Genomic DNA, 13,883 nt, shown 5'->3' on the forward strand with positions numbered 1-13,883 from the left:
TACCAATTTTAATAAAAAAAGATCATCTTTTGAAATAAAGATGATCTTTTTATTTTGTTTTTAATATTATCTAATTAATCTTATTTATTAACATCACGAGAAACATACAAACCTGTTTCAGTATTAACAATTATATTTTCGTTTTCTTCAATAAAAATAGGAACTTTGATAACTAAACCAGTTTCTAAAGTAGCGTTTTTGTAAGAAGTTGATTTTCTTGTTGTGTTAGAAGTTGTTAAAGAATCGGTTTCTACCACTTTTAAAGAAATTTTATCATCTAAAGAAATACTTAAAACTTCTTGTTTATCGTCAAAAATAACTTCTACTAACATATTTTCTTTTAAATACTTAATGACGTTATTTAATTTATCTTTTGTTATCTCGAATGATTCAAAAGTATCGGGGTCTAAAAAAACATAATTTTCATTACTAATATAAGAGAATTGTAATTTTAATTTATTAATAACTGCTTTTTCAACTTTTACACCAGCGTTAAAATTATGTTCAATAATATAACCATTTTTTAAATTTTTTAATTTGCTTCGGACAAAAGCGGCACCTTTTCCTGGTTTTACATGTAAAAATTCTATAATTTGATAAATATCGTTATTTAATTTAATAGTTTGGCCTGTTTTAAAATCGTTAGTGTTAATCATTATTTATTTCCTTTTTTAAAAAAATTTTTATCAAAGAAACTATTGTTTCTTTAGCTTGCGGTTCTAATGGGTTAATTATTTTCGCTTCTGACATTTGATTTTTGAACCATGTTTTTTGTTTTTTAGCATATTTCATAGTATGTTGGATAATTAAATTTTTAGCTTCATTTAAATTAATTTTTTTTTCTAAAAAATCTTTTATTTCTTTATAACCTATAATATTAAAATTAGCTTGAGGATGTTGTTTTAAAAGATTTTGTACTTCTTTAATAAAACCTTTTTTTAACATTTTTTCCAATCTTAATGTGATTCTTTCTTTTAAAATATTTCTATCAATATCCAAATAAATAATTAAAATATCAAATAAAGGGGTATTTTTTCCTTTTTTTTCAGATCTTAATTTTGTTTGAAATAATTGTTGATAAGCTCTTATTATACGGTGAGGATTTTTTATATCCAAAATTAAATGAGGATCTTTTTGTTTTATAATTTCTAACATTTCTTCTAAATTTAATTTTTCAATTTTAATTTTTTTCTCTTCTGGTTCTAATTCGTAATTAAAAAGAGCGGCTTTTATATAGAGTCCACTTCCTCCTACTAAAAAAGGTGTTTTAATTTTAGAAATTAATTTTCTAACATCTTTTTGAAAATTATAAATATTATAAGATGATTCTGGATCTATTTTATTTATTAAATGATGTTTTATATTTTCGGCTTCTTGTGGAGTTATTTTGGCCGAACCTATATCAAGTTTTTGATAAATTTGAATAGAATCGGCATTAATAATTTCACCTTGGAATAATTTAGCTAATTCAATAGATAAATTTGTTTTCCCTGAAGCGGTAGGTCCAGTGATAACTATAACTTTTTTCATATTTTTTTTATTTTTTTTCATATTTATTCATATAAATTATAATTTATATTTTTTATATGAATAAAAAATTATTCATTAATAATAATTTTTTTAATATTTTTTTCAGTCCCTAAGTTTAATAAAACTCCGTTCAATTGTCTTTTTCCTTCGGCTACTTTATGTTTTTTTCTTTTTGTATTTAAAAAATTATTAATTATAATTTCTTTATCTTGGCCGATTACCCCTTCATAAGGGCCAGTCATACCTGCATCAGAAATGTAAAGTGTTTTTTTGGGTAAAATTCTATCATCGTTAGTTTGAACATGAGTATGGGTGCCAACAATAGCGTCAATTTTTCCGTCAAAGTAATTAGCTAAAGCTATTTTTTCACTAGTTGCTTGAGCGTGAAAATCTAAAAAAGAATAATCATATTTTTTATGACAAATATTTAAAGTATTTTCTATTTGTTTAAAAGGGCAAAATAAATTTTCGCTTTTTTCCATAAAAATCCTTCCTAAAGCGTTCATGATTAAAATTTTTTGATTTTTATGACGAATTATTTTATAACCACTTCCTTTTAGTTCTTTTTCTTTTAAATTTAAGGGTCTAATAATATTATCTGATTCGATAAAACTATTAATACTTTTGTTTTTAAAAGTATGGTTACCCATTGTTATTAAATCAACACCAGATAGAATTAAATTTTGGTAATTTTCGTAATCTAATCCTTTTCCGTTATCAACATTTTCGGCATTCGCGATAATAATTTCTGTTTGATATTCATTTTTTAAAAAATTAATTTTTTCTATAAAATAATCTACTCCTGATTTGCCATAAATATCTCCTATGAAAAGAATTTTCATTATTTTTAAATCTCTACTTTACTATATTTTAAAATCCGTTTAATTTCTTTAATATAAAAAATTATGAAATATTGACTTCTGCTAGTTCAATAACTCTTAATTCTCTAATTACAGTTATCTGGATAATTCCGTTATAATTTATATTTTTTTTAATTTGTTTTTTAATTTGTTTCGCTATTAAAAAAGTATTCGAATCATCTACTTCATCTGTTTTTACAATGACTCTAATTTCTCTGCCAGAACGAATAGCAAAAGCTTTTTCCACTCCAGGAATATTATCAGCTATTTGTTCTAATTGAGTTATTCTTTCGATATACCTCTCTATAGATTCTTTTCTTGCGCCTGGTCTGGATGAACTGATAGTATCCGCTATAGAAACCAAAACAGCTATCGCTGTTTGAGGTTCTTGATTTTCATGATGAGAAGCTATCGCGTCAATAACTTCGAAAGGTTCTTGATATTTATTAGCTAAATCAATTCCTATTTTAATGTGATCACCTTCTATTTGATGATCTAAAGCTTTACCGATGTCATGCAAAAGACCAGCTCTTCTCGCTATAATTTCATTTTCTCCTATTTCAGCTGCTAATTTACCAGCTAAAAAAGCAACTTCCAAAGAATGTTTTAAAACGTTTTGACCATAACTAGTACGAAAATTTAATTTTCCTAATAATTTAATTAATTCTTCATCTATCATCCCTATTTTAGTTTCAAAAATAGCTTCTTCGCCTTTTACTTGGATGAATTCATCAACTTCTTGAGAATTTTTTTGAAATATTTTTTCTATATTTGCAGGATTTATTCTTCCGTCATTGATTAATTCTTCTAAAGTTTTTTGAGCTATTTCTCTTCTGATAGGGTCAAAACAACTTAGAATAACTATATTCGGGGTGTCATCAATTATTAAATCAACACCAGTTATTATTTCAAAAGTTTTTATATTTTTTCCTTCTTTACCAATTATTTTACCTTTAATTTCGTCTTTTTCTAAAAAAATCGTACTAGTATTATGTTCGTTTACGACTTCTTTGGATAATTTTTCCATGGCAGAAATTAATAAAACTTTAGCTTTGTTTGTTAATTTAAATTTATATTCTTTTTCTTTTTCTTTTTCGTATTCTATTAATTCTTGATAAGAATTTGTTTTGATTTCTTTAAAAATAATATTTTTCGCTTCTTCTTTAGTTAAAGTAGCGATTTTTTCTAATTTATTTTTTTGTTTCAATATTGTTTGTTCTAATTCAGTTTGAAGTGTTTCTAGATATTTTTGATTTTTATTTATTTTAATTAGGATAGAAAAGCCGAGTTTTGGAAAAGAATTTTTATATTCTTATCTTTATTTCGAACTAGCCTCCCACAGAACCCAGCAAGCAAGTTTCCAAGCACTAGGCTCTTTTTAATTGTTTTTTTGAAAAATTTTTAATATTATCTATTTATTTTTTTGTATTCGAAAAAACAATTAATAAATCTCTTTCGCCTTGTAATGGTTATTACCCATTTCCTTGGTAGATTCCTTATTTATTATATTCCAATAATAGTTTCAATTTTCTACGACTACTATAAGATTTTCTTTTCCCTTGGGTTAATCAAATTTGTTGATTTCATTTGATTTTTTAACTTTTTTTCTTAGTAACCTTTAGGGAGATCGAAGTTACTCTATTTATCTACGTGTTATTTTAGGTTCGATTTACATTTCTTATTTCTTAAATAAAAAAATATTATGTTTTGTCAATTCTTTTCAGAAAAGAAAAAAGAAAGATGATTTTTTTATAAAAAAACATCAATGTCTTCTGATTATTCTATTTTAAGAATTTTTTAAGATAATTTATTTCAACGGAAAATATATTGAAATATTAATCAGAACTTTTCGGAATATCAAACAACTTACCGAAAATAGGTTGAAAATTACGACATTTTAATCGATTAGGGAAATTTCATCCTTTTCCTTGATAACTGACCTCGCGTAAGCTTATTAGTTAGTTGTTTCACTTCACTACGCTTTCATGCTTTTGCTGTTGTTAAACCCTTTTTCAAGGTGATTAACCAAGCCACCATTTCTGGTTTTATGTGGTCTTCGGGAATTATCTTATCCCAAGCGATTCGTTAATTCGCCGATAAATAGGTATCTTTCGCGCCCTTTTCCTTTTCATATATCATTTCTTCTTTTACATTTAAATATTCTATTCTTTTGTTGAATAAATTTTCTCTATGAATCATTTTTTCTTCTAGATTAATAATTATTTTTCTTCTTTGATTTAAATCATTTTCCGTTTCTCTTTTTAAAGAAGATATTTTTTTTTTAGCGTCTTCGATAATTTGTGCAGAAATTAATTGAGATTTTAATATTTTTTCTGCCATTTTTTCTTCTATTTTTTGGATTTTATTTTTAATTTTCTTTTTTTGAATCATAAAATAAATCGATATCCCTAAAAAAAGAAAAATAGAACATAAATAAGATAAACCTAGGAGTATATTATTAAATATCATTATTTCTCCCTTATATTTATGTTGTTTTATATTTAAAATTAATTTATATTAAATTTAAATTAAATTTTAAATTAATCAATTTAATTATTTTTTAAAAAATTATTATTATATATTGTTGAATTATATATAATAATAATTCATATTATTTTACATTATTATTATGAAAAATTCTATTTTTATTATTTTTGAAATAGGTTTAAAACAAAAAATATTTCTTTGAAAAAGCTTTTCTTTGAAAAAGCTACTATTAGTTTTAAAAATAAATAAACCAAATCTTATTTAATTTAAGATTTGGTTTATTTAAAATTTTTAATCAACTAAATCTTCATCTTAAATTAAATTTAAAAAAAATATTTTAAAAAAAAAAAAAAATGATTTTTAGTAAAAAAATTAATTAAATATTTAGGTGGGTATAGTTTTAAATAAAATTTTAAAAAAATTAATAAAAAGAACAAAAAAAATAACTCAATCGTTACATACTGAGTTATTACAGGCTTATATTAAAAAAAATAAATAATAAAAAAAGTATATATAGTACAAAAAAAGCATTTTATCGGATTGATTTAATATATAATTCCTCTTGCATCAATTAATAAATTATTTGATTTTCCAATTTCTGCTTCTAATTCTTTAATCCTATTCAAAGCCGTGTCTCTTTCATTTGTTAATGTATTAAAAGGTTCATAAAAATAAATATTTTTTGCTTCTTCAACAACCGAATTGGGATTTTTTCCAAATTCAGCTATCTCTTGTTTAATTTCGTTTGTATATTTATGTTTAGAAATAACACCTCCAACATAAATATAAATCTAGATAAGAAGACCAGTGAAGACAATAACACTAGGGAACCAATTAACATTATATTTTTTATTTCTAAAACTAAATTTCATTAAACATTAATTACCTTTTTTATATTTAAACAACAAATTACTAAAATATTTTTGTTGTTGTTCGCAGTTATATAATATTTTTTTTTGTAATTCGATTCTTTTTTTTAAAATATGTAAAAAAGAACTTATTTTTATTTGTTCTTCAAAGGAAGGGAATGAAATAAGAAAATTATTTAACATTTATTGCTTCAGATGTTCAACACCAGCACCTCGACCCAGTTTTTTAATTTTATTTTCATGTTGTTTTAAAAAAGTAAATAAATAAAAATAATTTATTTTTTCTTGTTTCGGTTTTGTTAATTTAAAAGCAGAGTTAGTAAAATAAAAAGGCCGTTCATAATAACAAATTGAACCACAAGAGCCGGAGCGACTGATGGTGATAGTATCTTCTGGAGTGTTCATTTGATTATAATAATTACAATATTTAAAACCGCCGCCAACTACTGGATAGTTCCCATTAGCAATAAATTGTTTACGTGTCAATCGCTGTCCTCTTTCGACATTTATTAAGCCTTTTACTTCGCTGTTTGCCACTCATCCTTAAAAGGTTTGAATCTTATTTTTATCATTCTAATTCCTCCACCATTAACTCTATTATTTTTTTATATTCATTCATTTTTTCATTGAAAAAATGTTCTTCTTTTTTTAATTGAGAGTAATCGATAACTTCTTCTTCTTCAGATGAATTAATATATTGTTTAAAAAAAGTCATCAAATCATAATCATGTTTAATAATTTCTTCTTGAGAAGCGATATAAGTTTTATTGATAACGTTTTCTCTTTTAAAATACCAATTTAAAATATCATTGATATTATTTTCATTTAAAATATTTTTATTTTTTTTAGATTGAATTATTGATCCACATTCTTGGCTCGCTTCAATGAATAAAATATTTTGATCAGTTCTTTGTTTTTTAAAAACAATAATACAAATGTCAAGATCCATGTTAAAAAATATATTTGTGGGGAGATTAATAATTGTATCAATGTAATTATTTTTAATTATTTGTTGCCGGATGGTTTTTTCGATTCCATCACGGAACAAAACGCCATGCGGCAACGCTACTACACAAATGCCGTCTTTTTTTAAATAATATAACATATGTTGGATGAAAGCTAAATCGGCTCGACTTTTAAGTGTTAAACCATCATAACCTTTAAAGCGTGGATCGTTTTCCGCAACTTTGTCTTCTTTATTATTTAAATGCCATTTTTGACTATACGGTGGGTTCGCAACTATAATATCAAACCCTCCTTCGCTTTTTATAAATTCTAAATGTTGTTTATCTGGATGTGTTAAAACGTTACCACAAGATAAATTAATATTATTATAATCAACATTCATGTAATAACATATTCATGCGTGCGAGATTGTAAGTAGTGCTATTTAACTCTTGTCCATAAATGTTAATGTTTTTCTTAAAGGTGGGGTTTTGCATTTTTAATTCTTTCACAATTTTTAATAATAAAGAGCCACTCCCACATGTAGGATCGTAAATACTTAATTTTTGTTGTTTCTTTTCTATTGTTACAATTTTAGCTATTAAAGAAGCGATAGAGGAAGGTGTAAAAAACTCTCCAGAGATTTTACCAGCAGTGGTTGCGAAAGTAGCGAATAAAAAAGCAGAAACAGCGGGTAAAATATCAGCAAAGGTTTCACAAGACGCATATCAATTTGTAAGTGATGTTGTTTTTAAAATAATAGTTAACTGTGTTAATTTAATATCTATTTTTTTAGATAAATTTTTTAAAGTTTTACAATTAATAATTGTTATAAAACTATATATATTTAAATTGTTTTATCAAATTATAAAACCTTTATTAAAATATCTTCATTTTATGGTTTTATGTTTTTTAACAGTTGTTTTAACACCAATATTAGAAAAGAATAAAAAAATGGTTTTAATAACGGAAGGGAAAAAATAATAATAAATGTCAATTGTGTTTTTTAAAAATAGATATCATTCAATACGGTTTATTATTATTTCTCTTTTGTTATTTTGTTGAATATTGTTGTTTTGTTAAATAATTTAAATATAAAGTTTAAATCTAAAAAAATATTAGATAAATTAGTAGGAACAAAACAAGAGGAACAAGATAACAACAGAAGACCTTCTATTATAAAACCTCCTGATATGGGTCCTAATTTGGAGCCTATTATGTCAGCTGAGTTGATAGCAATAGAATAAGAAAGAAAACGGTTAGAAGCGGAAGCGATAGCATCAGAAGAAGAACAAATAAAAGAAGGTAAAAATTTTAAAGAAGAACGACAAACACAGGAAAGACGGTTAGCAGCACTAGAAGGAGAGAAAAGAGAACGAGAAGCAAGTAAAAAACGGGTAGTAGAAGAGAGCGAAAGAGCTAGAATGCACAATTTTAGGAGAACACAACAGCAACAACAACAAGACTCAAGCAGACTCTCGATGGGACTCTCATACCGGGTTTAGGATTCATTTAAAAATAAAATAAAATATTTAAACAAAATAAATATAAAGGAAGAATAATAATAAAAGAATGTTAAAAATTAATTTTCATTATCTAAAATGGCTACCATTTTATATTTTAATTATTCTTTCTTTTGTTATTTGTTTGAAGAAGATGAAAAAAAATATGAAAAAGATGAAAAAAAATATGAAGAAGAAGAAAAACAATATATAAATAAAATAGTAAAGCAAAAAAAGAGTTTTTTGGTAAAATATGTACATAATTGGCACGAGATTGAACCGAGATTAATTTTAAATGAAACATAATTTTTTTAATATTTTTTAATATTTTTTAAATAAAAAAAATAAAAAACCAACAAGTCCAGCCCTTTTTTAAGAGGGCGTTTTTAATATATTTCATATTTTTAATTAAATATTTTATTATATTTTTTAATATTTAATTAAAAATAATTAATGTTTTTTATACATTAGAATTTAAATAATTATTTTTTTCAAAATAATTATTTAAAAAAGCGTAGCGTTCGGTATTAAATATTTATTGTATTTTATTTCTCTGTGATTATTGTAATAATTAATATAGCGCTTTATAATGAGTTTCGTTTCTTTTTCTGTCAGCTCTTTTATTTTTTCAAATCTAAAAGTTTCTAATTTTAAATTAGATCAAAAAGACTCGATAGGAGAGTTCTGCTATGGAGAGGACTTTCTTAGAATAAGAAACTAACAAACCCATTTTTAAAAGTGTTTTTTTATATTTAAAAGAGGTGTTGATACTTCCTCGGTCGGCATGTAAAATACTATTTAAAATTAAATGAGAGGGCAGTTGTTTTAAAGTGTTGCGAATGAGATTAATATTTTGAACTTTGCTTGTTTTATAAGCAATAATTTTTTTATTATATAAATCTATAATGGCTGATAAATATAATATATTTTTTTTACCATATTTAATATAACTAACGTCAGTGCACATTTTTTTAATGGCTTGTTGGTTTTAAAATTGTCTTTAATTAAATTAGGGAATAAAAGTTTTTTTATTTCCTTTTTATGTTTTTTTGTTATTTTAGGTTTTTTTACTCTTTGAGAAACTAATTTTATTTCTTTTAAATATTTGTTTATGGTCTTTGGGTCTTTTTTAATTTGATATTCTTTTTTTAATAAATGAGTTATTCTTTTCGAACCGATGATTTGAATATTTTTTTCTTTTTTAGGTTTGAGACATTGATAATAATTTTTTTTAATTATGGTTTTTATTTTTTATATTAAGGTCGCTTTGTCTTTTTCTTTTTTTATTTGTCTTTGTATCCTTTTAAAATAATTGTAATAAGTGCTTGATGATAATTTTAATTGTTTGAGTAAATATTTTATATTGTGTTTGTTTTTTAATTGGTTGATGATTTCTATTAAATCTTTTTTATTGTCTTTGTTAAAAGCTGTTTTAAGTATAAAATAATCATCATTAGAAAGAGGAAGGGGGGTTTTCTTTTTATCCTTCCGGGCTTTCTTTTTAATTCTTCTATTGTTTTATAGTGTTAAATAATAAAAAATTAATTTCATATATTCTTATTTTCATTATTTTATTAATATTATTTTTATTTTATATTAGTTAGTTTTTTTTAAGTTTTACCTTAATTCCATATATATACATTTTGATCAAACAATTGTTTATCAAATAATTGTTTTTCGCAATCAGTTATTATTGTTTTAGAATTTCTCAAATCCCTAAAATAAAAATAAATTTCAAACCCTCCTGTTATTTTTTTTAATGTACCTATATATTCAACAGAATCATCACTTCCAATTGTCGCCAAATAATACTGTTCACTCATTTTTAGCTTTTCTAATCTCCAATTATTTATTCTCTTATTGTCAATATCAATTAATAAAATAAATTATCTTCCATTTACTACTTTTCTTTTTGATTTAAAAAATTTTTTTTCTTCAACTTCTTCTTTTTTTTCTGAAAATTGAAAAATTTTTCTTAATTTAATATATCCTGATGCTATTAAAAAAACACATATTAAAACTACAACACCTATACTAGGTAAAATCCATTTGAACCAAATATTCTGTTCATATTTATTCTTTTTATGATAATTTTTATAATAATTATTATACATTATATAGAATATATTCCTTTTCTTTTATTGTTAAAAACTCAATATAACTCAATATGTTTTTTAAATTCATCTTAACTTTAACAAAAAAAAAAAAAAATGCAATCAATTTATATTGATAATAAAAGAATTTTTTATTTTTTGACAATGACTTTAAATATAATAATATTTATTTATTTTTACTAAATGTAAATATTATTTAAAATGTTTTTTATTGAGTTTTAAGAGTTATTTTTTTAATTATTTAGATGGTTTAGTATTAGTGTATCTGTTTTTGTTTCTTAAAAGTTAATATTTTGATATTTTTATTAGTTTTGGAGTTTTTGTTTTGTTAAAATATTCATTTTATTAATATATTTATTGTTATTATTTCTGAAATTAAAAGAAAATATTTGAAAAAATATTTAGTTTACATAATATACATTATAGGAAGTAATTATTTTATTAAAAAAAACCAAAAAATACCCATTATAAAGGATTTTTTTGTTAAAATAAATATATTAATAAATTATATTGAATACATTTTTTAATTTCATTTTTAAATTAAATTTAAAAATGAATAACAAATATAAAGATGAAGATAGATAATTTTATATATAAAAGGAGTTGTAACTTTTTGCAACAAATTGCTAATTTGAAACAAAACAAAAACTCCAAAACTAATAAAAATATCAAAATATTAACTTTTAAGAAACAAAAACAGATACACTAATACTAAACCATCTAAATAATTAAAAAAATAACTCTTAAAACTCAATAAAAAACATTTTAAATAATATTTACATTTAGTAAAAATAAATAAATATTATTATATTTAAAGTCATTGTCAAAAAATAAAAAATTCTTTTATTATCAATATAAATTGATTGCATTTTTTTTTTTTTTTTGTTAAAGTTAAGATGAATTTAAAAAACATATTGAGTTATATTGAGTTTTTAACAATAAAAGAAAAGGAATATATTCTATATAATGTATAATAATTATTATAAAAATTATCATAAAAAGAATAAATATGAACAGAATATTTGGTTCAAATGGATTTTACCTAGTATAGGTGTTGTAGTTTTAATATGTGTTTTTTTAATAGCATCAGGATATATTAAATTAAGAAAAATTTTTCAATTTTCAGAAAAAAAAGAAGAAGTTGAAGAAAAAAAATTTTTTAAATCAAAAAGAAAAGTAGTAAATGGAAGATAATTTATTTTATTAATTGATATTGACAATAAGAGAATAAATAATTGGAGATTAGAAAAGCTAAAAATGAGTGAACAGTATTATTTGGCGACAATTGGAAGTGATGATTCTGTTGAATATATAGGTACATTAAAAAAAATAACAGGAGGGTTTGAAATTTATTTTTATTTTAGGGATTTGAGAAATTCTAAAACAATAATAACTGATTGCGAAAAACAATTATTTGATAAACAATTGTTTGATCAAAATGTATATATATGGAATTAAGGTAAAACTTAAAAAAAACTAACTAATATAAAATAAAAATAATATTAATAAAATAATGAAAATAAGAATATATGAAATTAATTTTTTATTATTTAACACTATAAAACAATAGAAGAATTAAAAAGAAAGCCCGGAAGGATAAAAAGAAAACCCCCCTTCCTCTTTCTAATGATGATTATTTTATACTTAAAACAGCTTTTAACAAAGACAATAAAAAAGATTTAATAGAAATCATCAACCAATTAAAAAACAAACACAATATAAAATATTTACTCAAACAATTAAAATTATCATCAAGCACTTATTACAATTATTTTAAAAGGATACAAAGACAAATAAAAAAAGAAAAAGACAAAGCGACCTTAATATAAAAAATAAAAACCATAATTAAAAAAAATTATTATCAATGTCTCAAACCTAAAAAAGAAAAAAATATTCAAATCATCGGTTCGAAAAGAATAACTCATTTATTAAAAAAAGAATATCAAATTAAAAAAGACCCAAAGACCATAAACAAATATTTAAAAGAAATAAAATTAGTTTCTCAAAGAGTAAAAAAACCTAAAATAACAAAAAAACATAAAAAGGAAATAAAAAAACTTTTATTCCCTAATTTAATTAAAGACAATTTTAAAACCAACAAGCCATTAAAAAAATGTGCACTGACGTTAGTTATATTAAATATGGTAAAAAAAATATATTATATTTATCAGCCATTATAGATTTATATAATAAAAAAATTATTGCTTATAAAACAAGCAAAGTTCAAAATATTAATCTCATTCGCAACACTTTAAAACAACTGCCCTCTCATTTAATTTTAAATAGTATTTTACATGCCGACCGAGGAAGTATCAACACCTCTTTTAAATATAAAAAAACACTTTTAAAAATGGGTTTGTTAGTTTCTTATTCTAAGAAAGTCCTCTCCATAGCAGAACTCTCCTATCGAGTCTTTTTGATCTAATTTAAAATTAGAAACTTTTAGATTTGAAAAAATAAAAGAGCTGACAGAAAAAGAAACGAAACTCATTATAAAGCGCTATATTAATTATTACAATAATCACAGAGAAATAAAATACAATAAATATTTAATACCGAACGCTACGCTTTTTTAAATAATTATTTTGAAAAAAATAATTATTTAAATTCTAATGTATAAAAAACATTAATTATTTTTAATTAAATATTAAAAAATATAATAAAATATTTAATTAAAAATATGAAATATATTAAAAACGCCCTCTTAAAAAAGGGCTGGACTTGTTGGTTTTTTATTTTTTTTATTTAAAAAATATTAAAAAATATTAAAAAAATTATGTTTCATTTAAAATTAATCTCGGTTCAATCTCGTGCCAATTATGTACATATTTTACCAAAAAACTCTTTTTTTGCTTTACTATTTTATTTATATATTGTTTTTCTTCTTCTTCATATTTTTTTTCATCTTTTTCATATTTTTTTTCATCTTCTTCAAACAAATAACAAAAGAAAGAATAATTAAAATATAAAATGGTAGCCATTTTAGATAATGAAAATTAATTTTTAACATTCTTTTATTATTATTCTTCCTTTATATTTATTTTGTTTAAATATTTTATTTTATTTTTAAATGAATCCTAAACCCGGTATGAGAGTCCCATCGAGAGTCTGCTTGAGTCTTGTTGTTGTTGCTGTTGTGTTCTCCTAAAATTGTGCATTCTAGCTCTTTCGCTCTCTTCTACTACCCGTTTTTTACTTGCTTCTCGTTCTCTTTTCTCTCCTTCTAGTGCTGCTAACCGTCTTTCCTGTGTTTGTCGTTCTTCTTTAAAATTTTTACCTTCTTTTATTTGTTCTTCTTCTGATGCTATCGCTTCCGCTTCTAACCGTTTTCTTTCTTATTCTATTGCTATCAACTCAGCTGACATAATAGGCTCCAAATTAGGACCCATATCAGGAGGTTTTATAATAGAAGGTCTTCTGTTGTTATCTTGTTCCTCTTGTTTTGTTCCTACTAATTTATCTAATATTTTTTTAGATTTAAACTTTATATTTAAATTATTTAACAAAACAACAATATTCAACAAAATAACAAAAGAGAAATAATAATAAACCGTATTGAATGATATCTATTTTTAA

20 protein-coding genes and 2 pseudogenes are annotated in these 13,883 nt (G+C 22.7%); 7 read left to right on the forward strand and 15 right to left on the reverse strand.

The genetic code is table 11. The features are described 5' to 3' along the window. Positions 1–80 precede the first annotated feature (80 nt). From efp to LFWB_RS03985, 9 genes are all read right to left on the reverse strand, one after another. On the reverse strand, positions 81–656 hold the full coding sequence (efp, locus tag LFWB_RS01885; RefSeq protein ID WP_210954479.1) for an elongation factor P: 576 nt from the start codon (positions 654–656) through the stop codon (positions 81–83). Continuing rightward, complete coding sequence (gene miaA, locus LFWB_RS01890) at positions 649–1,530, reverse strand: tRNA (adenosine(37)-N6)-dimethylallyltransferase MiaA (RefSeq protein ID WP_210954905.1); 882 nt, start codon at positions 1,528–1,530, stop codon at positions 649–651. Before miaA ends, efp begins: the two co-directional genes overlap by 8 nt. 68 nt (positions 1,531–1,598) lie before the next feature. Beyond that, a complete protein-coding gene (locus tag LFWB_RS01895) occupies positions 1,599–2,372 on the reverse strand; it encodes a TIGR00282 family metallophosphoesterase (protein ID WP_210954477.1) in 774 nt (257 codons plus the stop codon). Positions 2,373–2,433: 61 nt separating this feature from the next. Beyond that, the gene (gene rny / locus LFWB_RS01900; RefSeq protein ID WP_210954937.1) at positions 2,434–3,666 is read right to left on the reverse strand and encodes a ribonuclease Y; all 1,233 of its coding nucleotides are present in this window, start codon (positions 3,664–3,666) and stop codon (positions 2,434–2,436) included. Between the two features lie 809 nt (positions 3,667–4,475). Beyond that, positions 4,476–4,859 carry an Rnase Y domain-containing protein gene (locus tag LFWB_RS01905; protein ID WP_281411828.1) on the reverse strand — a complete coding sequence of 128 codons (384 nt, stop codon included), beginning with the start codon at positions 4,857–4,859 and terminating at the stop codon, positions 4,476–4,478. A gap of 896 nt (positions 4,860–5,755) precedes the next feature. Then, the gene (locus tag LFWB_RS01910) at positions 5,756–5,929 is read right to left on the reverse strand and encodes a restriction endonuclease subunit S domain-containing protein (protein WP_210954468.1); all 174 of its coding nucleotides are present in this window, start codon (positions 5,927–5,929) and stop codon (positions 5,756–5,758) included. After that, positions 5,930–6,283: a restriction endonuclease subunit S gene (locus LFWB_RS01915; RefSeq protein ID WP_210954469.1), complete on the reverse strand. Its 354-nt coding sequence runs from the start codon at positions 6,281–6,283 to the stop codon at positions 5,930–5,932. 31 nt (positions 6,284–6,314) lie between these two features. After that, entirely contained in the window at positions 6,315–7,094 is a 780-nt protein-coding gene (locus LFWB_RS01920; protein ID WP_210954470.1) for an N-6 DNA methylase, read from the reverse strand. Then, positions 7,084–7,392, reverse strand: a complete 309-nt coding sequence (locus LFWB_RS03985) for an HsdM family class I SAM-dependent methyltransferase (RefSeq protein ID WP_210954938.1) — start codon at positions 7,390–7,392, stop codon at positions 7,084–7,086. Before LFWB_RS03985 ends, LFWB_RS01920 begins: the two co-directional genes overlap by 11 nt. On the opposite strand from LFWB_RS03985, the gene LFWB_RS01930 reads away from it, so the two are divergent. After that, positions 7,346–7,675 (forward strand): hypothetical protein, encoded by a 330-nt coding sequence (locus LFWB_RS01930; protein ID WP_210954471.1) that lies wholly within the window; start codon positions 7,346–7,348, stop codon positions 7,673–7,675. The two genes, LFWB_RS03985 and LFWB_RS01930, sit on opposite strands and share 47 nt — an antisense overlap. 55 nt (positions 7,676–7,730) lie before the next feature. Here the strand turns inward: LFWB_RS01930 and LFWB_RS01935 are convergent, their stop codons facing one another. Then, the gene (locus LFWB_RS01935) at positions 7,731–8,123 is read right to left on the reverse strand and encodes a hypothetical protein (protein WP_210954472.1); all 393 of its coding nucleotides are present in this window, start codon (positions 8,121–8,123) and stop codon (positions 7,731–7,733) included. Positions 8,124–8,292: 169 nt separating this feature from the next. Between LFWB_RS01935 and LFWB_RS01940 the strand changes: the two genes are divergently transcribed. Further along, the gene (locus tag LFWB_RS01940; RefSeq protein WP_210954473.1) at positions 8,293–8,499 is read left to right on the forward strand and encodes a hypothetical protein; all 207 of its coding nucleotides are present in this window, start codon (positions 8,293–8,295) and stop codon (positions 8,497–8,499) included. A 198-nt stretch (positions 8,500–8,697) separates the two neighbouring features. On the opposite strand, the pseudogene LFWB_RS04005 reads toward LFWB_RS01940, so the two are convergent. From LFWB_RS04005 to LFWB_RS01955, 4 genes and pseudogenes are all read right to left on the reverse strand, one after another. Beyond that, positions 8,698–8,835, reverse strand: a pseudogene (locus tag LFWB_RS04005) (hypothetical protein); the annotation flags it as partial. 13 nt (positions 8,836–8,848) lie between these two features. Continuing rightward, on the reverse strand, positions 8,849–9,169 hold the full coding sequence (locus tag LFWB_RS01945; RefSeq protein WP_338140393.1) for a DDE-type integrase/transposase/recombinase: 321 nt from the start codon (positions 9,167–9,169) through the stop codon (positions 8,849–8,851). A gap of 646 nt (positions 9,170–9,815) precedes the next feature. Then, entirely contained in the window at positions 9,816–10,016 is a 201-nt protein-coding gene (locus LFWB_RS01950) for a hypothetical protein (RefSeq protein WP_210954475.1), read from the reverse strand. Between the two features lie 63 nt (positions 10,017–10,079). Then, positions 10,080–10,307, reverse strand: coding sequence for a hypothetical protein (locus LFWB_RS01955; RefSeq protein ID WP_210954476.1), 228 nt, complete (start codon positions 10,305–10,307; stop codon positions 10,080–10,082). A 966-nt stretch (positions 10,308–11,273) separates the two neighbouring features. On the opposite strand from LFWB_RS01955, the gene LFWB_RS01960 reads away from it, so the two are divergent. The 4 genes and pseudogenes from LFWB_RS01960 to LFWB_RS04010 all read left to right on the forward strand — a co-directional run. After that, the gene (locus LFWB_RS01960) at positions 11,274–11,501 is read left to right on the forward strand and encodes a hypothetical protein (RefSeq protein ID WP_210954476.1); all 228 of its coding nucleotides are present in this window, start codon (positions 11,274–11,276) and stop codon (positions 11,499–11,501) included. 63 nt (positions 11,502–11,564) lie between these two features. Then, positions 11,565–11,765 carry a hypothetical protein gene (locus LFWB_RS01965; RefSeq protein ID WP_210954475.1) on the forward strand — a complete coding sequence of 67 codons (201 nt, stop codon included), beginning with the start codon at positions 11,565–11,567 and terminating at the stop codon, positions 11,763–11,765. A gap of 646 nt (positions 11,766–12,411) precedes the next feature. Next, positions 12,412–12,732: a DDE-type integrase/transposase/recombinase gene (locus tag LFWB_RS01970; RefSeq protein WP_338140393.1), complete on the forward strand. Its 321-nt coding sequence runs from the start codon at positions 12,412–12,414 to the stop codon at positions 12,730–12,732. Positions 12,733–12,745: 13 nt separating this feature from the next. After that, a pseudogene (locus LFWB_RS04010) lies at positions 12,746–12,883 on the forward strand (hypothetical protein); the annotation flags it as partial. A 198-nt stretch (positions 12,884–13,081) separates the two neighbouring features. On the opposite strand, the gene LFWB_RS01975 reads toward LFWB_RS04010, so the two are convergent. Beyond that, positions 13,082–13,288 carry a hypothetical protein gene (locus tag LFWB_RS01975; protein ID WP_210954473.1) on the reverse strand — a complete coding sequence of 69 codons (207 nt, stop codon included), beginning with the start codon at positions 13,286–13,288 and terminating at the stop codon, positions 13,082–13,084. A 169-nt stretch (positions 13,289–13,457) separates the two neighbouring features. Between LFWB_RS01975 and LFWB_RS01980 the strand changes: the two genes are divergently transcribed. After that, positions 13,458–13,850, forward strand: coding sequence for a hypothetical protein (locus LFWB_RS01980; RefSeq protein WP_210954472.1), 393 nt, complete (start codon positions 13,458–13,460; stop codon positions 13,848–13,850). Positions 13,851–13,883 lie beyond the last annotated feature (33 nt).

Origin of the sequence: Candidatus Phytoplasma luffae (assembly GCF_018024475.1) — a bacterium.
GTDB classification, from domain to species: Bacteria; Bacillota_I; Bacilli_A; order Acholeplasmatales; family Acholeplasmataceae; genus Phytoplasma; species Phytoplasma luffae.

What these genes read in the sequence shown, in the direction of transcription:
- LFWB_RS01910 (WP_210954468.1), bottom strand. Translation starts at nt 5,929, where the DNA reads ATGTTAAATAATTTTCTTATTTCATTCCCTTCCTTTGAAGAACAAATA.
- LFWB_RS01955 (WP_210954476.1), bottom strand. Translation starts at nt 10,307, where the DNA reads ATGTATAATAATTATTATAAAAATTATCATAAAAAGAATAAATATGAA.
- LFWB_RS01975 (WP_210954473.1), bottom strand. Translation starts at nt 13,288, where the DNA reads ATGGCTACCATTTTATATTTTAATTATTCTTTCTTTTGTTATTTGTTT.
- LFWB_RS01905 (WP_281411828.1), bottom strand. Translation starts at nt 4,859, where the DNA reads ATGATATTTAATAATATACTCCTAGGTTTATCTTATTTATGTTCTATT.
- miaA (WP_210954905.1), bottom strand. Translation starts at nt 1,530, where the DNA reads ATGAAAAAAGTTATAGTTATCACTGGACCTACCGCTTCAGGGAAAACA.
- LFWB_RS01895 (WP_210954477.1), bottom strand. Translation starts at nt 2,372, where the DNA reads ATGAAAATTCTTTTCATAGGAGATATTTATGGCAAATCAGGAGTAGAT.
- LFWB_RS01920 (WP_210954470.1), bottom strand. Translation starts at nt 7,094, where the DNA reads ATGAATGTTGATTATAATAATATTAATTTATCTTGTGGTAACGTTTTA.
- LFWB_RS01960 (WP_210954476.1), top strand. Translation starts at nt 11,274, where the DNA reads ATGTATAATAATTATTATAAAAATTATCATAAAAAGAATAAATATGAA.
- LFWB_RS01950 (WP_210954475.1), bottom strand. Translation starts at nt 10,016, where the DNA reads ATGAGTGAACAGTATTATTTGGCGACAATTGGAAGTGATGATTCTGTT.
- efp (WP_210954479.1), bottom strand. Translation starts at nt 656, where the DNA reads ATGATTAACACTAACGATTTTAAAACAGGCCAAACTATTAAATTAAAT.
- LFWB_RS01940 (WP_210954473.1), top strand. Translation starts at nt 8,293, where the DNA reads ATGGCTACCATTTTATATTTTAATTATTCTTTCTTTTGTTATTTGTTT.
- LFWB_RS01965 (WP_210954475.1), top strand. Translation starts at nt 11,565, where the DNA reads ATGAGTGAACAGTATTATTTGGCGACAATTGGAAGTGATGATTCTGTT.